Source organism: Achromobacter sp. K91 (assembly GCF_003576205.1).
Taxonomy (GTDB): domain Bacteria; phylum Pseudomonadota; class Gammaproteobacteria; order Burkholderiales; family Burkholderiaceae_B; genus Achromobacter; species Achromobacter aegrifaciens.
In genome coordinates this window covers 126,692-144,647 of the sequence record NZ_QWFB01000034.1, presented here as the reverse complement: position 1 = coordinate 144,647, position 17,956 = coordinate 126,692, and the positions used below count along the sequence as shown (strand labels likewise).

At 67.1% G+C, this 17,956-nt stretch carries 14 protein-coding genes; 1 reads left to right on the top strand and 13 read right to left on the bottom strand.

From position 1 onward, the window contains the following. Positions 1-168 precede the first annotated feature (168 nt). From DXK93_RS17680 to mpl, 13 genes are all read right to left on the bottom strand, one after another. Positions 169-1,002: a symmetrical bis(5'-nucleosyl)-tetraphosphatase gene (locus DXK93_RS17680; protein WP_054458990.1), complete on the bottom strand. Its 834-nt coding sequence runs from the start codon at positions 1,000-1,002 to the stop codon at positions 169-171. Then, entirely contained in the window at positions 999-2,177 is a 1,179-nt protein-coding gene (gene lptG / locus DXK93_RS17675; RefSeq protein ID WP_054458992.1) for an LPS export ABC transporter permease LptG, read from the bottom strand. The genes DXK93_RS17680 and lptG overlap by 4 nt, the downstream gene beginning before the upstream one ends. A 79-nt stretch (positions 2,178-2,256) precedes the next feature. Beyond that, positions 2,257-2,979: a monofunctional biosynthetic peptidoglycan transglycosylase gene (mtgA, locus tag DXK93_RS17670; protein WP_054458994.1), complete on the bottom strand. Its 723-nt coding sequence runs from the start codon at positions 2,977-2,979 to the stop codon at positions 2,257-2,259. A 5-nt stretch (positions 2,980-2,984) separates the two neighbouring features. Further along, positions 2,985-3,848 carry a shikimate dehydrogenase gene (gene aroE / locus DXK93_RS17665; protein ID WP_054458996.1) on the bottom strand — a complete coding sequence of 288 codons (864 nt, stop codon included), beginning with the start codon at positions 3,846-3,848 and terminating at the stop codon, positions 2,985-2,987. Next, a complete protein-coding gene (locus tag DXK93_RS17660; protein WP_119450721.1) occupies positions 3,845-4,744 on the bottom strand; it encodes a TonB family protein in 900 nt (299 codons plus the stop codon). The genes aroE and DXK93_RS17660 overlap by 4 nt, the downstream gene beginning before the upstream one ends. 129 nt (positions 4,745-4,873) lie before the next feature. Continuing rightward, the gene (locus DXK93_RS17655) at positions 4,874-5,962 is read right to left on the bottom strand and encodes an ABC transporter ATP-binding protein (protein WP_119450718.1); all 1,089 of its coding nucleotides are present in this window, start codon (positions 5,960-5,962) and stop codon (positions 4,874-4,876) included. Further along, the gene (locus tag DXK93_RS17650; RefSeq protein WP_054459000.1) at positions 5,955-7,727 is read right to left on the bottom strand and encodes an iron ABC transporter permease; all 1,773 of its coding nucleotides are present in this window, start codon (positions 7,725-7,727) and stop codon (positions 5,955-5,957) included. Before DXK93_RS17650 ends, DXK93_RS17655 begins: the two co-directional genes overlap by 8 nt. A gap of 144 nt (positions 7,728-7,871) precedes the next feature. Next, a complete protein-coding gene (locus DXK93_RS17645; protein WP_054459002.1) occupies positions 7,872-8,969 on the bottom strand; it encodes an ABC transporter substrate-binding protein in 1,098 nt (365 codons plus the stop codon). 152 nt (positions 8,970-9,121) lie between these two features. Further along, on the bottom strand, positions 9,122-11,608 hold the full coding sequence (locus DXK93_RS17640; RefSeq protein WP_119450717.1) for an extracellular solute-binding protein: 2,487 nt from the start codon (positions 11,606-11,608) through the stop codon (positions 9,122-9,124). Continuing rightward, entirely contained in the window at positions 11,595-12,266 is a 672-nt protein-coding gene (locus DXK93_RS17635) for a response regulator transcription factor (RefSeq protein WP_059374017.1), read from the bottom strand. The genes DXK93_RS17640 and DXK93_RS17635 overlap by 14 nt, the downstream gene beginning before the upstream one ends. A gap of 1,036 nt (positions 12,267-13,302) precedes the next feature. Then, positions 13,303-15,207 carry a ribonuclease catalytic domain-containing protein gene (locus tag DXK93_RS17630; protein ID WP_054458317.1) on the bottom strand — a complete coding sequence of 635 codons (1,905 nt, stop codon included), beginning with the start codon at positions 15,205-15,207 and terminating at the stop codon, positions 13,303-13,305. A gap of 72 nt (positions 15,208-15,279) precedes the next feature. After that, on the bottom strand, positions 15,280-15,882 hold the full coding sequence (locus DXK93_RS17625; protein ID WP_054458319.1) for a YqiA/YcfP family alpha/beta fold hydrolase: 603 nt from the start codon (positions 15,880-15,882) through the stop codon (positions 15,280-15,282). A gap of 29 nt (positions 15,883-15,911) precedes the next feature. Beyond that, complete coding sequence (mpl, locus tag DXK93_RS17620; RefSeq protein ID WP_119450716.1) at positions 15,912-17,282, bottom strand: UDP-N-acetylmuramate:L-alanyl-gamma-D-glutamyl-meso-diaminopimelate ligase; 1,371 nt, start codon at positions 17,280-17,282, stop codon at positions 15,912-15,914. A gap of 94 nt (positions 17,283-17,376) precedes the next feature. Between mpl and DXK93_RS17615 the strand changes: the two genes are divergently transcribed. Next, positions 17,377-17,910: a TlpA disulfide reductase family protein gene (locus tag DXK93_RS17615; RefSeq protein WP_054458322.1), complete on the top strand. Its 534-nt coding sequence runs from the start codon at positions 17,377-17,379 to the stop codon at positions 17,908-17,910. Positions 17,911-17,956: the final 46 nt, after the last annotated feature.

Sequence of the window (17,956 nt, the reverse complement as noted above, 5' to 3'; positions counted from 1 at the left end):
CGATGCGCCCGAGGGAATCTGAAGGGAAGGCCGAAGGCCTGGACGAAGATGACGACGGGGCAGTCCGGAGCGAAGGCTCCGGACCGCAATCGTGGGCGCCCGCCACTCAGGCGCCCGCGCCGATGGGCGGCCTACGAAGCATCCGGTGCGACGGAGCAAGCCTCAACCCTACTCCGACAACGGATCCTGAAACTGCGAACACTTCACCTGCACCAGCCTCCGATCCTGCAACCGCAAAGCCGTCAGCGACCCACCCCAAACGCACCCCGTATCCAGGCAGATCACGTCCGGCCGCTGCAGCAACCCCAGCGTAGACCAGTGCCCGAACACCGTCGTGACGTTCCGCGTGGCGCGGTTGGGTACGTCGAACCAAGGTACCAGGCCGGTCGGCCAGGCGCCCGGCGTCACCTTGGTGGCGAATTCCATGTGGCCATTGGGCGTGCACAGGCGGATGCGTGTCAGCGCGTTGATGATGACCCGCATGCGCTTGCCGCCCTTGTGGTCTTCCTTCCACGTGGCCGGCTCGTTACCGTACATCTTTTGCAGCGCCTTCTGCCAGTTCGGCCCGCGCAGGGCGTCCTGGACTTCGCCGGCCAGCGCCAGCGTCTTGGCCACGTCCCATTTGGCCAGCGTGCCGGCATGGACCAGCAGGTGGTTCTGTTCGAAGTGGGCCAGCGGGCGAAAGCGCAGCCAGTTGATCAGGTCGGCCGCGTCCGGCGCGCGCAGGACGTCCTCGAGCGTGTCCGATTTGGACGGCTTGCGTACCCCCGCGGCGGTGGCCAGCAGGTGCAGGTCATGGTTGCCCAGCACCGAGGTCGCGCGGTCGCCCAGGTCGATGATGCGGCGCAGGGTTTCCAGCGATTCGGGACCGCGGTTGACCAGGTCTCCGGCGAACCAGAAGCGCGACTGGGGGTCGCCGACCAGTTCGGGGTGGGACAGCAAGCGATCCAGCGGCGAGCAGCAGCCCTGCACGTCGCCGATCATCCAGATACTGCCGTTCATGCGGGACTTTTGCTCCAAGGCCAACGTTGTTGCGCGATCCGCGTGATGGTGTGGCGGTACTCCATGTAGCCCATGGCGCCCAACGCCACGATCATGGCGCCGATGTTCGGACCCAGGGCGGTCAGCCAGGCCGGCCATTTGCCCAGCATGCCCACGTTCAGGGCCAACTGGTTCAGCATGAAGAAGCCTACGCCCAACAGGATGCCGATGAAAACCTTGGCGCCTACGCCGCCGCGGCGTGTCTGCATCAAGCCGATGGGAGCGGCAATGGTGATCATGACCAGCAGGGTGAACGGATACGCCAGTTTGCGCCACAAGGCGACGACCTGTCGACCATATTGCAGCTGGTTGTTGCGCAAATAGTCCACATAGTCCAGCAGCGTGGCGATGGACATGCGTTCAGGGGTCAGCACGCGGGCCAGCAGGCGCTCGGCGCTGAGCGTGGTGTCGATATTGCGCTCGGGCACCTTGACCACGGTGGCGGGCGGGTTCTTGGGCGGACGTGCGTTGGCCAGCGCCTCGGCGGCGTCGTCGTCCAGCCGGGTTTCGGTGACGTCCTTGAGCAGCAGGTCGCCCTGCGTGAACAGGCCGGTCGGCGCGGTTGACAGGGCGGACAGCGTCTGGTCTTTCTTGAATTCGTAGAGGATCACGGAGTTGACCTGCCCGTCGCCCTTGAGTTCGCCGATGTTGATGATGCGGGTGCCGCCGTTGGCGGTGGGTTCCTTGAACCAGTAACCGCTCTTGAGGCGGTCGCCGCCGGCCTTGCCGCGGAACAGCAGGTTGGCCTCGCCGGATTTGATTTCGGCCCAGGGCGTGACGTACTCGGACAGCAGGCCCGCTCCTATCATCAGCGGGATCGTGACGATCCAGAGCATGCGCAGCAGCTTCATGCCGCTGACGCCGGATACCCGCAGGATGACCAGTTCGTTGCGCTGGGCCAGCCCCGCCAGCGCCAGGATGGCGCCGATCAGCAGGCCGATGGGCAACAGGTCGTAGAGACGGGTCGGGATCGCCAGGGCCTGCATGTACAGCAGGGCCATCATGGAGAACTTGTCGCCGACGTTGTCCAGATCGTCCACCAGCGCGAAGAACGTGAAAAGGCCCAGCAGGGCCATGAGGACCACTGCGCAAGAGCGATAGATCTCGCGGGCCAGGTAGCGACGTGCGGTACGCATGAAGAAAAGGAGGAACGCCTAAACCCGAAAGCTTAACAAATCCCGCCGCTCAGGGTGGGGCCGGAGGGCCGGATCCGTATCAGGGGATGTCGACCATCTGCATCCGCCGCGTCAGGACACCCACCCGGGAGTTCAGGTACCGGGTATTGCGGTGGGCGTCATAGAAGCGCGGGTTGGGCAGCATGGCCGCCAGCCGGGCCGACTGGCTGGCCCCGAGGTTGGCGGCGGAGGTATTGAAATAGTGCTTGGCGGCGGCCTGGGCGCCGAACACGCCTTCGCCCCATTCCGCCACGTTCAGATACAGCTCCAGGATCCGTTCCTTGCTCATGACGTGTTCGATCATGTAGGTGAGTACGAGTTCCTGGCCCTTGCGGATGTAGCTGCGGGAGCTGGACAGGAACAGGTTCTTGGCCAGCTGCTGGGTGATGGTGGAGCCGCCGCGCATCTTGCTGCGGCCGGCTTCCTGTTGCTTCTGGTTGTATTCCCAGGCCTTGCGGATGGCGTCCCATTCGACGCCGTCATGTTCAGTGAAGTTGGAGTCCTCGGACGCCACGACCGCGCGCTTGAGGTTGCGGTTGATCTTGTCGTAGGGCACCCATTCGTACTTCAGTTCGAAATCGGGGTTGCCGTCGCTCAGGCGGGATCGTTCCTCGCGCATGATGGCGCTGCTGCCCGGGGGGCGGTAGTTGTACCAGACCACCTGGGCGAACAGCCAGAACTGATAGAGCAGCACCAGGCACACCAGCGCCATCAGCGCGCCGCTGATGATCCGGAACCAGGAGCGGCCCTTGCGCGTCGCCATGCCGTTTATTGCCCGGCCTTGAGCGCCTCGCGCAGCGCGGCCAGCACGGGGGCGGGGTCAGGACGTACGCCATGCCAGATGTAGAAGCTTTCGGCCGCCTGACCCACCAGCATGCCCAGGCCGTCGGCCGCAAGTGCGGCGCCGTCGGCTTGGGCCTGTTGCATGAAGGCGGTGGGCTGGGCGCCGTACATCATGTCGTAGGCGGCCGCGCCGGGCGCATAGAGGCCCGGGGGCAGGTCCGGGGCGGCGTTCTGCAGGCCGCTGGCGGTGGCGTTGATGACCAGGTTCCAGCCGCCGGCAAGGGCGGCGTCCGCCAGGCTGCCGCCCGTGACCGCGGTCTGCGGCGACACGCCGCTCTCGCGCCAGGAAGCGGCCAGTTCTTCCGCCTTGGATGCGGTGCGGTTGACGATATGGATGCGGGCGCAGCCGGCTTCGGCCAGCGGCTGCAGCACGCCGCGGGCGGCGCCGCCCGCGCCGACCAGCAGCACGGACGCCCCGGTCAGGCGCACGCCCAGGCGCAGCAGGTCGGACACCAGGCCCACGCCATCGGTATTGCAGCCATGCCAGGCGCCGTCGCGCCAGGACAGGGTGTTGACCGCGCCGGCGAGGCGGGCGCGGCTGGACAGGCGGCCGGCAGCCAGGGCATAGGCGTCCAGCTTGAAGGGCACGGTTACGTTCAGGCCCAGCCCGCCTTCGGCGACGAAGGCGGCGACCGCCTGGGCGAAGCCGTCCACCGGAGCCAGCAGGCGCTCGTAGCGCAGCGGCTTGCCGGTCTGTTCGGCAAACATGGCGTGGATCTGGGGCGAGCGGCTGTGCGCGATGGGGTTGCCGATGACGGCGTATCTGGCGAGAGGGGGCGCCTCGGTCATGGGGCTTGTGTTTCCAGGGTGTCGTTGACGAAATGCCAGGTGCGGGTGATGACCAGCACGTCCGTGTCGCGCGCGATATCGGGCGGGAACGGCGGGAAGGGGGCGGCCAGCTGGACGATGCGGCGGGCCGCCTGGTTCAGCACGGCATGCGGCGAAGGCTGGTCGATCTCGACGTTGGCGATGCTGCCGTCGGCGCGCACCGACACCGTGATGCGCAGGGATCCGTAGATGCGGCCGCGGGCCTCGTCCGGGTAATGCTGGGTGCCGACCGTTTCGATGCGGGTGCGCCAGGCGTCGAGGTAGGCGGCGTAGCGCGAGGCCTCGGCGGAAGGCGCGACGAATTGCTTGCGCGGTTCGGCGCTGTATTGCTGGACCCGCGCCGCCAGGGCGGCCACCTGGGCGCTCTGGATGATGCTGGCCTGGTCCTCGGCGTCGCGGCCGAGGTCGGCGCCGTCGGGCCAGGGGTTGACGGCCTGGCGCTCGGCGCCAGCCTTGTCAGCGGCGCGCAGCTGGGTCATCAGGCGGGTCTGTTCGGCTTCCAGCTGCACCTGGCGGCGCCGCATGGCCTCCAGCACGATGGTTTCGGCCGATTCGCCGGTGCGGGGCAGCGGGGTGGTGGACATGCCGCGTTCGGCGTTGCCGCCGCCGGTCATCTGGTTCTGGGCCTGCGCGCGCGGGGTTTCCGGGGGCGTCTCGCTGCGGGCATTGAGCAGCACGACTTCCAGGCTGGTGGCCGGCGGGCGCGAGAGCGCGGGCGCGCCGAAGCGCCACGCCAGGGCGCCGGCGTGCACCAACAGCGATATCGCGATGCCGATGCGCAGGTAATGCTGGGCGGGTGCGCCCAGCCACCGCAGGTAACGGCTCAGCGAGGAGGGGGAATCAGCGAGGCGTTGCACCTGCGCATTGTAGAGCGAGTCCAGGTCTGCCGGGCGCCAGTAGCGGCTCACACGGAAAGCCTAGGCCTGGCGCGCGTAAGCCCTGGGCCCCGGGTCTGTAACAGACCGGGGCGCAAGCCAGCAGGCGCCTCAGCCGACCGTGCGGGGAAAGACCCAGACTTTGCTGGCGGGCAGCGACAGCCGGCAAGGGCCGGGCTCGCGCCCTTCGGGACCGTAGGCGCGCAGGGCCAGGGTATGGGCCGGGTCGGCGTCGGGGGTGCGGAACAGGTACTCCCAGCGGTCGCCCAGATACATGCTGGTCAGGAGCGGCATGTCGACGTGGTTGCCGTCGGGGTCGTCCGCCAGCCGTACCTGCTCCACCCGAATCACGGCGGTGCCGTCCTGGCCTTGGGCCACCCCCGGGCTGGCCTTGCCCCACAGCGACCAGCCGCGCCCTTCGATGCGGGCCTGGCCGTCGCGCACCTCGGTGACCTTGCCGTCCAGCCGGTTGTTGCTGCCCATGAATTCGGCGGTGAACAGGGTGGACGGGGAGCCGTACATTTCCTGCGGCGTACCCTGCTGTTCGATCTTGCCGTTGTTCAGCAGCAGGATGCGGTCCGAAATCGCCATCGCTTCGCTCTGGTCGTGGGTCACCATCAAGGCCGACAGGCCGAGTCGGATGATCAGCTCGCGCAGGAAGGCGCGGGCCTCCTCGCGCAGTTTGGCGTCCAGGTTGGACAGCGGTTCGTCCAGCAGGATGACGGGCGGGCTGTACACCAGCGCCCGGCCGATGGCCACGCGCTGCTGCTGGCCGCCGGACAGGGCGTGCGGATGGCGCTGGCCCAGCTTGCCCAGGCCCAGTTGGTCCAGCACGGCCTGCACGCGTTCGCGCACCTCGGCGCCGGGCACCTTGCGCAGCTTGAGCGGGTAGGCCACGTTCTCGAACACGGTCTTGTGCGGCCACAGCGCGTAGGACTGGAACACCAGGCCCAGGTTGCGCTCTTCGGCCGGGACCTCCTTCCTGGCCGCGCCGTCATAGACGACGCGCTCGCCGATGGTGATGCGGCCGCGCTTGGGGCCTTCCAGGCCGGCCACGGCGCGCAGCAGCGTGGTCTTGCCGCTGCCCGAAGGGCCCAGCAGCGACACCACTTCGCCTTGGCGCAGCTGCATCGACACGCCCTTGAGCACCGGGTTGTCGCCGTAATCCAGGTGCAGGTCTTCTACAGAAAGCTCAATCATGAAGTTTGACTCCGAATCGCAGGGCGACGCCCAGGCCGATCACGACCAGAACGATATTGATGAAGGAAAGCGCGGCCACGATGTCGATGGCGCCCGAGGCCCACAGCGACACCAGCATGGAGCCGATGGTTTCGGTGCCGGGCGACAGCAGGTAGACACCGGTGGAATATTCGCGCTCGAAGATCAGGAACATCAGCAGCCAGGAACCGATCAGGCCGTACTTGGCCAGCGGCACCGTGACGTGGCGGGTGACCTGGCCGCGGCGCGCGCCGGCGCTGCGGGCGGCTTCTTCCAGCTCGGGGCCCACTTGCAGCAGGGTCGAGGAGATCAGCCGCAGGCCATAGGCCATCCACACCACCGTGTAGGCCAGCCACACGCTGAAGATGGTGCTGCGCATGGCGCGCAGCCATTCGATGAAGTTCTCGCGCAGCCATTCCGCGAAGGGCAGGGCCGACAGCCAGCCGCCTTCGTCCAGGGCGTTGTCCAGCCACATCGGCACGAACAGGAACACCCACAGGAACGCCAGGCCGGCCAAGAGGCCCGGCACCGCGCGCGGCACCAGCACGCTGTAGTCCATGAAGCGCGTGACGTTGTCCGGCTTGCGGTGCATGGCCAGGCCCACGAACATGTAGCAGAACACGGCCAGCGCGCCGCCGAACACACCGATGGCCACCGAGTTGACGATGGCGCGCATCAGATTGGGCTGCGAGAACACGGTGCGGAACGCGTCCAGCGACAGCACGTCGAACAACGACACACCCATGCCCCAGTTGGACACGAAGGCGCGCAGCAGCACGCCCAACAGCGGCACCACGATGGTCACCAGCAGCCAGAACGCCACCACGCCGCCGGCCACCCAGCGCCACTTGCCCAGCGGCAGGGCACGGGCGCGCGAGGCCTTGCCCTTGACCGTGACAAAGCGGTTGGCGGTGCGCATCAGGCGGCGCTGCAGCATCACCAGCGGGATCGTCATGCAGATCAGCACCACGGCCACGGCGGCCATCAGGTGATAGGACGGGATGCCCAGCTTGTTGGTGAGCTTGTACAGATAGGTCGCCAGCACCAGGTTGCCTTCGGGATCGCCCAGCACCAGCACCAGGCCGAACACCTCCAGCCCCAGGAAGAACAGCAGCACGGTGGCGTACAGCATGGCCGGACGCACCATGGGCAGGCTGACCGACACCATCACGCGCAGCGGCGAGGCGCCGGACACGCGCGCGGCTTCCTCGACATCGGAACCCATGCTGCGCAGCGCCGACGAGATATACAGGTAGGCGTGCGGCACGTGAGTCAGGCCGGCGATGATGACGATGCTGGTCAGCGAATAGACGTTCCAGGGCACGAAGCCCAGGATGTTTTGCGCCCAGGTCGAGAAAAAGCCCACCGGGCCCGCGGCCACCACATAGCCGAAGCCCAGCACCATGGGAGACACGAACACCGGCACCAGGATCAGCGGCTCGATCCAGCGGCGGCCGGGCAGGTCCGTGCGTATCATCAGGAAGGCCAGCATGCCGCCCAGCGGGATGGCGATGACGGCCAGGCCGAAGGCCAGGATGAAGCCGCTTTTCAGGGCCTTGTAGAAATCGGGGTCCGCGAAGATGAAGCGGAACGCGTCCAGGCTGAAGGTCTTGGACGGCGTGAAAAAGGGCGCGGACAGAAAGCTCTGGATGATGATGAACGACAGTGGCACGTAGATGGCCAACGCCGTGATCAGCACCACCACGCCGCGGGGCAGGGACTGCCATTTCGAGCGCAATGACTGCATGGGGAATCCTGTGTTCTTGAATGGCGCGAAGGTCGCGCGGCCGGGTCGGGGGCGACCGCCCCGGCGGCGGTCAGGCGGACGGCGGCGCGCCGCCGTCCCCTACGCGCGAGGCGGCCCGGAACCGTGGCTCCGGGCTGCGCGGCATTACTTGCCAGCCGCGGCGCGCCAGTCCTTGATGAACTGCAGGCGCTTGTTCTGTTCCAGGTAGTCCAGCAGCGTTTCGTTGACCGGAATCGGCTTGAGCGAGGCGCCCAGCTTCTTGGTCATGCCGTCCACATCGTTGTCGCCTTCGATGTCGTCGCGCACGGAGGCCAGGTCGGCCTGGTTCGCCAGGATGGTCTGGCCTTTCTGCGACAGCATGTAGTCCATCCACAGCTTGGCGGCGTTGCGGTTCTTGGCCTTCTTGCTGATGAAGGCCACGCGCGACAGGACCAGCGCGTAGTCGGTCGGGTAGGCCACGCCCAGCGACGGGTCGCTCTTGGCGCGCGTTTCGGCGTAGGAGCCCAGGATGTTGTAGCCGATCAGGTTTTCGCCGGAGGACACGCGTTCCATCATGGTGCCGGTGGACGACTGCACGATCAGGCCGCCCGCGGCGATGCCCTTGAGCGTTTCAAAGTACTTGGGGTCGTTGACCTTGTCCTGCACCGCCAGCATGAAGCCCACGGCCGACTTCTCGATGTCGTAGGTGGTGACCTTGTTCTTGAACTTGTCCGGCTGGCTGGCGATCAGCTTGGCCAGGGCGCCGTGCGTGGTGGGCACTTCGGCGGCGGGGATCAGGCGCTTGTTGTAGATGAACACGGCCGGTTCGTAGGTCGTGCCGTAGGCGGAATCCTTCCACACCGCCCAGGCCGGCAGCTTGCTGACTTCCGGCGACTTGTACTGCAGCGCGTAGTCGCTGGCCAGTTTCAGGGCTGAGTCCATCGACGAGCTCCAGACGACGTCGCCGCTGGTGCCGCCCGCCGCCTGCTCGCTGATGTAGCGGTTGTAGAGCTCGGTGCTGTTCATGTCGTTGTATTCGACCTTGATGCCCGGATACAGCGCTTCGAAGCCCTTGATGACGGGGCCAGCGGCCTTGGTATCGGTGGTCGAATAGATGACGACCTTGCCTTCCTTCTTGGCGCCGTCCAGGATCTTCTGGTAGTCGGCCGGGTAGCCGGCCGGCACTTGCTGCGCAAAGGCGCTGCCGGCGGCAAGGGCGAATGCAGCGGCGCAGGCGGCCGCCAGTTGGGACTTGGCAAGCATGGGTGTGTCTCCGATGAGTCTTGTGGTTGGAGCGGGATCCGTGTCCAGCTTGCGGGCATCTTAGGAGCCGGCGTCTGTCGTCGTCCTGTCATGGCGGCAGGATGCGTCTAGGGGAAATCCCTGGGCGGCGTGGGCGCGAGCGCGTTCGATCCTTACGGCCGCGCGGGCGTGTCCGTCACCAGCCGGATCCAGTTCTGCACGAAGCGCGAATGGCGGCGCTGGTCCAGGCCGACCAGCAGGGCCGGGCTCAGCACCACCGGCTGCACGATGCCCTGGGAACGCGCCAGCACCGCTTCGGAGGTCCAGCGGCCAGGCGTGTCTTCCATGATGGAGCCCAGCGCCGCATGGCTGGACGCCACCTGTTGTCCGGCCGGCGACAGCAGCCAGTCCACCAGCGCCCGGCCCAGCTCCGGGCTGGGCGCAGTGCGCGCGATCAGCACCGAGCGCGCCAGCACCAGCACGTAATCCTGCGGAAAGACCACGCCGATGGGCGCGCCCGCGGCCTGCCGCGACAGCGCGTAGGAGCCGAGGATGTTGTAGCCGATGTCGATCTGGTCGTTCTCGATGGCGTCCAGGATCTCGGCGCTGGTGGCCGACAGGCGCACGCCGGCCTGGCCCATGGCGTTGGCCAGTCCCCAGAAGTTCGACGACACCAGCTCGTCCTGCTCGGCCAGCAGATAGCCCACGCTGCTGGCTGCGATGTCATAGGTGCCGATGCGGCCGCGCAGCTTCGCGGCGTCGCGTTCCAGCAGGCGCAACAGGTCCTGGCGCGAGCGCGGCACGGTGGCTTCGGTATAGCGCTTGGGGTTGTAGACGATGACGGCCGGCTCGAAGGTGAAGCCATAGACCTCGTGGCGCCAGATGGCCCAGGAGGGCAGCTTGGCGGCGTAGGGCGAGGAATAGCTCAGCGCATAGCCGTCGTTGGCCAGCCGGATCTGCAGGTCGGAGGCCGAACTCATCAGCACGTCCACGTCCTTCAACTGCCCGGCGACGGCCGCTTCGTAGAGCTCGCGGCTGCCCATCTCGCGGTACACCACGGTGACGTCCGGCCGTTGCGACTGGAAGCCCTGGATCAGCGGCGCGACCACCGGCGTGTCCGTGGGTCCGGCGATGGTCAGGACCCGGGACGTGGGCTGCGGCGCGGGGTAGCGGGTGACGACTTCCGCGATGTCGGCGGCACGTACCTCGGCGGGGGCCGAGCCCAGCAGCAGGCCCGCCATGCACAGCGCGCCCAGGCAGGCGGCTGCTGCGCGCCCCGGCGCGGAACGCGCCAGCGGCAGGATCACGCGCGCCGTCAGGCCGCCGCCCGGACGGTCCTGCAGCCAGAGCGAACCGCCGTGGGCGGCCGCCACCGAGCGCACGATGGAAAGCCCCAGTCCCGACCCGGGCTGCGTTTCGCCGGCGCGGCCGCGGGTGAAGCGCTGCTGCACGGCGTCCTTTTCGTCGTCGGCCACGCCCGGCCCGCGGTCCGACACGGTGAGCGCCACGCGAAAACCCGCCACGGGCGTGGCCTGGATGTCCACGGGGCCGTCGGGCGCATAGCGCAGGGCGTTGTCCACCAGGTTGCGCAGCATTTCGCGCAAGGCGACCCGGTCGCCGGCGATGCGGGCGCGGCGGACCTCGGGCGCGATCTCGATGCGCAGGCGCTGCGCTTCCAGCGGGCCGATGCGACGGCGCGTTTCGTTGACGGTCTCGGCTACGCCCACCAGCGTGCGCGATCCCTTGCCCAGGCGGTGCGTGATGGTGGCATCCATCAGCAGCTGATTGATCAACTGGCTGGCATGGGTGGCGTTCAGATGGATGCGTTCGAGGCGCGCGTGCAGCCTTTGCTGATCGGTTTCTTCCAGGGCGACTTCGGCTTGGGCGCGCAGCGAGGCCAGCGGCGTACGGACCTGGTGGGCGGCATCCGCCACCAGGGTGTTGAGCGTGCCCATGACGCCGGACAGGCGCTGCATGAAGGCGTTCAGCGCTTCGACCAGCCGTCGCACTTCTTGCGGCACAGGCGTCACCAGCGGCGCCAGGTCGTCGGGCGCGCGGCTGCGCAATTCGCGCTCCACCACGGCCAGCGGCGCGAAGGCCCGCTGCACGCCGAACCACAGCAGGCCCAGCGCCACCAGGGACACCACTACCAGCGGCAGTGCGGTGCGCCCCAGGATCTCGTCGGCCAACGCCTCGCGCGAGCCCAGCGTCTCGGCCACTCGCACCGTCACCCAACCCGCATGCTGGCTGGCGGACACCAGCCGGCCTACGGTGGCGACGCGCACGGGTTCGTCGTGATAGCGCAGATAGGCGAATACCGGCGTGGCCGACTGCGCCAGCGGCATGCCGGGCGCCAGGTCGTCGTAGCCCGTGATGAGGCGGCCGTTCGAGGTGCGGGCCTCGTAGAACACGCGCTCGCCGCCGGACAGCATGGCCAATGAGGACACCGGCGGTTCGACGGTGACGTTGTTGTCTTCGATCTGCACCGAGCCGGCGATGGTCAGCGCCGACGCCGCCAGCAGCCGGTCAAACGCCTGTTCCGCCGCGCGCTGCGCGTAGCCGCGCAGGAAGAACACCAGCCCGATCAGCGCGCAGGCCAGCAGCAGCACGCCCAGCGCGAAGACACGGCGGCGGATGGAAAAGTTTTCAGGGTTCTTCATGGCTGCGGGCCTGATAGCCGACGCCGCGCACGGTGACGATATCGATCGAGGCGCCCGTCAGCTTCTTGCGCAGCCGCGATATCAGCAGCTCCAGCGCATTGAGCGTGCCGTCGTCCAGGTCGAAGAGCTGGTTCATCAGCCGTTCCTTGGCGACGGTCTGGCCCAGCTTGCCAAGCAGGATCTCCAGCAGACGAAATTCGCGCCGGCCCAGCTCCAGCGGCGCGCCGGCCACGCTGACATTGCGGTTGGCAAGGTCCAGGCTGAGATTGCCATAGACGGTGACGCTGCTGGTCTGGCCGGCGGGGCGGCGCATCAGCGCGCGCAGCCGGGCTTCGAGTTCGCGCAGGTCGAAGGGCTTGACCAGATAGTCGTCGGCGCCCAGGTCCAGCATGTCGATCTTGTCTTCGATTTCGGCGCGCGCGGTCATGACCAGCACAGGGGCTTCCAGACCGGCGGCGCGCAGTTCCCGGATGACGGTGAAACCATCTTTGCCGGGCAGGTTGATGTCCAGCACCAGGGCATCCCAGGTCTCGTCCAGGCCCCAACGCAACGCCGCCACGCCGTCGCGTACCCATTGCACGCTATGGCCGGCGAAACGCAGCTTGCTTTCCACGGCATCGCCGAGATCGAGATTGTCCTCGACCAGCAAAATGCGCATGTGTTGTCTCCGTGTCTTTTGTGGCTTTCGGGGGAGTGTAAAGGGCTGGGATGGTTCTGTGGGTTTGGGGTTTGGGGTTTGGTGCTTGCGGTGGTGGTAGGTTCTTAAGGCGCCTGTCGCGTCGGCGGCCTGCGGGGCGCGGGGCAACGATTGCGGTCCGGAGCGTTCGCTCCGGACTGCCCCTTCGTCATCTTCGTCCAGGCCTTCGGCCTTCCCTTCAGATTCCCTCGGGCTTATCGACGCCCCGCGCCCCGCAGGCCGCCGACGCGACAGGCTCTGTCAGTTGAATCTTCACGGGCGCTTGGGGCGGTCGGTGTGCTTGGCGTCCTTGCCACGGCTAGTGGGTTGGGGCGTGTCTTGCGGGGCCCGCCCCAGGCCGGCCGCGCGGGCGGCCTTTTGGGGCTTACGCGGCGTCTTGCGTCGCGCGATGGCGCTGCGCGCTGGTGGTGGGGCGTCCTCGTAGTGACGCGTATGGCAAATGAGAACCGGGTCTGGGTTTGGTAGGGCGCTGCGGTGGGGGCGATGGCCAAGTGCACGGGGCGGCCAGCAATCGTCACTCAACGCGGATGCCGGATGGGTGGCGCGCGTCCGGATCTGCATGCGCAAGCGGCTGTCCGTCGCGCGCCACCCATCACCGCCATCCCCCAAGAGCTGGAGACCAATAGCAAACCATTCGTCGCATACGCGCAAGCGAACACAATCGAAATTCAGAAAATCACGTATGTCATTCACGGCCGCCCGCGCGGCCGAGAATGACGGGCAGCACAAGAATCACCCCTGACCACGGCTCTAGCAGCGCATGAGTCCAAGACGCACGTAGCCCGTCGGCGCGGGCGCCTGAGGGGTGGGCAACCTCGATGCGCCCGAGGGAATCTGAAGGGAAGGCCGAAGGCCTGGACGAAGATGACGAAGGGGCAGTCCGGAGCGAAGGCTCCGGACCGCAATCGTGGGCGCCCACCCCTCAGGCGCCCGCGCCGACGGGCGGCCTACGAAGAAATCGCAGCGCATCGCCCAAAGACCCCGGAGCAAAAGAAACCTACTCCTGCCCACCCACAGCCGGACTGATCTCTCCGATATACCGGCAATCCAGCTCCAGAGACAACTCATCCATCCCCAGAATATCAATCTCCACCGCAGTCCCGCGCTCCAGCTCCGGCATTCCCCCCACCCGAGTCACCAGCGGCGCATTCGCGAACCGCACCAGATCCTCGCGCAGCACGTGCGCCACCGTGCGGGTCACGTTGTGCTGCTTCAGCCAGCGCAGGCACCAGTAGCGTTCCATCGCGCTCTGGAACTCCGCCCAGGCTGCGTATTGCGCATCGAAGGCGCCGATGATGGCGAACAGGTCCGCGTCGCGCGGCTTGAAAGGGGCGACCAGGCGGGCGGACACGCCGTGCTCGACCGCAGCGATCAACTGCCACTGGTTCACCAGGTCCACATAGCGGCGCAGCGGTGAAGTGCTCCAGGCGTACTGCGGCACGCCGATGGCCTCGTGCGGCAGGGCCTGGGTGCTCATGCGCACGCGGCCCGCCTGTTGCGAGCGGTAGATGCCCGGCACGCCATGCTGGTGCAGCAGGCCGCCCCAGAGGTTGTTCGCCAGGATCATGTATTCCGCCACCATGCGGTCCAGCGGCGCGTTGCGCTGGCGCGGCACCAGGCGTACCGGCGTGTCGGGATCGTCGGGGTTGCCGTCCAGGTAGAAGCTGTACTCCACCCGCGAATTGTTTTCCGGCTTGCCGCGCACGTTCTCGCGCTGCGCCGACAGGGCCTGGGCCAGCTTCCAGAGCGGACGCAGCCAGTGGCCGTAGGGCAGGTCGGCCGACGGATCGGACAGGCTGGCTTCCGTGACCTGGGCGTCCAGCATGTTGTGGCGCAGGTTCTCGCGCACCACGATACGTTCCAGGCGGGTTTCCGATTCGATGATTTCGCCGGTTTCCGGATCGGCCACCACGTACAGGGACAGCGCCGGCACTTCGCGGCCGGCGTCCAGCGAAAACGCCTGGATGATGCTGTCCGGCTGCATGGGGATCTTGTCGCCCGGCATGTAGACGGTGGACAGGCGCGCGCGCGCCAGCTTGTCGAAATCGCTGTCGCGGGTCACGGTAATGCCCGGGGCCGCCACGTGCACGCCGACGCGCAGGCGGCCGTCGGGCAAGGTGGAGACGGACAGCGCATCGTCGATTTCCGTGGTCGTGACGTCGTCCACCGAATAGATTTCGGCGTCGGACAACGGCAGCTCGCGGTCGATGGCAGGCAGTTCCAGGTCCGGGAACGCCAGTCCGCGCGGGAAATTCACCGCCAGGAAGCGGCGCTTGTGCAGCGCCAGCGCATGCGGCCAGGCGCCCAGTTCCAGCAGCAGGCGGTCGGGGCTCTTGCCCAGCTTGGCGCAGGCGGCGTCCAGCGCCTTCCATTGCTGCGAATTCTTGTCCGGGCGGATCAGCAGCGACTCCGCGGCCTGGGCGATGGGCTCGGGCAGGCGTCCGGCAGCCATTTCATCCACCCATTCCTGCTGCTGCTCGGCCTGGCGCTGCTTTTTCTCCAGCGCGGCCAGGGCGGCGGCCAGAATGTCCGGCGGGGCGGGGCGGTAGCGGCCCTTGCCGCGACGGTGGAAGTACGCCGGCGCGCCGTGCAGGCGCATCAGCAGCGCGGCCTGTTCCACCGGCGTGGGCGCGTGGCCGAAGTAGTCGGCGGCCAGCGCGGGGGAGTCGAATTCATCCTGCGGCGCGCATTCCCACAGGAATTGCAGGTCCAGCGTTTCGGCGGTCGCGGCCGCCTGGCTCATCAGCGCGGCCGGTTCGGGCGCGGCGAAGTTGAACAAGGTGTTGGCGCGCTTGATCTTGCTGCGCTTGCCGGATTCCGATTCCACCTGCAGGCTGGCGTCGGTCTCGGACAGGATATTGCCGGCCTTGAAGCTGCCGTCGTCTTCGTAAAACACATACATGGTGGGGATCGTCCTGGGCGGCGCGCACGCGCCGCCTTGCGCTGCTTATAGAGTGTAGAAGTCTGATACTGATTATTGGGGGCGAACCTGCTTGTCGCCAAGGGCGAATTCAAGCACTTCGGGCATCCAGTCCGCAAAATCGGACAAACCGTGGTCGCTGCCTTGCACGATGCGCTGGCGGCAGCCCGCGTAGCGGTCGCGCATCTCGCGCCAATCCAGCACCTCGTCGCCGGTGGCCGCCACCAGGAGGTAGCGGTCGGGCTGGGAGATGCGGGGGACATGGATGGCGGCCAGTTCGTCCACGTATTCGGGCAGGAAGACGAACGGCGCGTCGGAATGATACATGCGGTGCTCGCCGATCTGGGTGGCGAGGTCGCGGGCGGCCTCGACCGCCGGATTCAGCAGCACCGCCTTGCAGCCCAGCTGTTCGGCCAGCCAGGTGGCATAGAAGCCGCCCAGCGACGAGCCGATGATGGTCAGCGCACGAGGCGAGTCCGCGCCTGCCAACTGGCGCCGGGCGATGTCCAACGCCTGCGCGACGGCTTCGCGCGGGCTGGCGGGCAGTTGCGGGCAGGCCCAGGCCGCCGACAGGCCGCGTTCGGCCATGGCGTCGGCCATCATCCGGGCCTTGAAGGAGGTCGGCGAGGAACGGAAACCGTGCAGATAAAGAATCATGGCTCGCCTTTGCGGTGTCTTTGCCGGAATCAGCCGCGCGCCTGCAAGGCGTCCAGCAGCTTGCCGTGCACGCCGCCGAAGCCGCCGTTGCTCATGACCAGCACCTGGTCGCCCGGACGCGCCGCGCCCGCCACGGCGGCGACCAGCGCGCCGATGTCATCGTAGCTGGAAGCGCGGTCGCCCAGGGGCGCCAGCACTTCGGCCGGATTCCAGCCCAGGGCGTGCTTGCCGGAATGGGCGCCGAAGCAGAACACCAGATCGGCGTCGGCCAGGGCCTCGGGCAGGCGGGCGGCCATGGTGCCCAGTTTCATGGTGTTGGAGCGCGGTTCCAGCACGGCCAGGATACGGGCCGGCCCGACCTGGCGGCGCAGGCCTTCCAGGGTGGTGGCGATGGCGGTGGGATGATGCGCGAAATCGTCGTAGACCTTGATGCCGTTGACCGTGCCGCGCAGTTCCATGCGGCGCTTCACCCCCGCGAAGCGACTCAGGGCCTCGATGCCCTGGGCTGCCGGCACGCCCACGTGTTCGGCGGCGGCCAGAGCCGCCAGCGCGTTCATGCGGTTGTGCTCGCCCGTCAGGTTCCAGCGCACGGTGCCGGCAGTCACGCCGCCGCGCAGCACGCTGAATGCGCCCTCGGCATCCGGAGCCGTCGCCTGCCAGGCGCCATCGGCGCCGAACGTGACGGTTTCGGACCAGCATCCGCGCGCAATCACGCGGTCCAGCGCCGCGCAGTGGGCCGGGCGCACGATGCGACCCGATCCAGGGATGGTGCGCACCAGATGATGGAACTGGGTCTCGATCGCTGCCAGATCGGGGAAGATGTCGGCGTGATCGTATTCAAGATTGTTCAGGATGGCCGTGCGCGGACGGTAGTGCACGAACTTCGAGCGCTTGTCGAAGAAGGCGGTGTCGTACTCGTCCGCCTCGATCACGAAGGGGCGGCGCGACGGATCGAAGCGCGCGGACACGTGCAGGTCCTGTGCTACGCCGCCGATCAGGAAATTGGGCGCGAGCCCCGCAGCTTCCAGCACCCAGGCCAGCATCGAGCTGGTGGTGGTCTTGCCGTGGGTGCCCGCCACCGCCAGCACGTGCTGGCCGGGCAGGATGTTGTCGCCCAGCCATTGCGGGCCGGACACGTAGCGCGCGCCCGAATCCAGGATGGCCTCCATCAAAGGATTGCCGCGGCTGACCACGTTGCCGATCACGAAGAGATCGGGCTTGAGCGCCAGCTGTTCGGCGCCGAAGCCTTCGATCAGCTCGATGCCTTGTTCGGACAGTTGCGTGCTCATGGGCGGGTACACGCCCGCATCGCAACCAGTGACCTTGTGGCCGGCGGCGCGCGCGATCAGCGCCAGACCGCCCATGAACGTACCGCAGATGCCAAGAATATGCAGGTGCATTGAAAACTCTCCTGTCCTGCATTGTATATATATAGAGTGGCGGCCAGCCGCGGCCCGCGCGGCGCAAACCTGCGGCAGCGGTTATGATCGCGCCATGAATCGACGCCTACTTCTTTCCGCCGGCGTGGCCATAGCCGCCACGGTTGCGGGCGGCTACACCCTGATGGGCCGCAAGACCTCGACGCCCTCGGCCGCAGCCGATGCCGGCGATCCCGTCGCCGCCCTGATGCAGATGCCGCTGCCCGACCTGAACGGGGCGTCCCATACGCTGGCGGGCTGGAAAGGCCAGCCCATCGTGGTCAATTTCTGGGCAACCTGGTGCGCGCCGTGCGTCCGAGAAATGCCCGAGCTCGACGTTTTGCAGAAAAAGTACCCGCATGTACGATTTGTCGGCATTGGTGTCGATTCGGCTGCGAATATGCAAAAATTTGTCGAGAAAGTACAGGTTTCCTACCCCTTGTGGGTGATAGGGGCCGGCGCCATCGATACATTGCGTAAGCTGGGAAACCCCAGCGGTGGCCTGCCTTTTACTATTGTTTTCAATGCAGATGGCGGAATTAACCGGAAGATATTGGGTGAAATTCAGCCCGACGACCTGGATCGCACCTTATCTGGTTTAAAGGCGTAAGTCTGTTGGACAAATAGTAGGAATTGGCGTAAAAAGCTGGTTTATC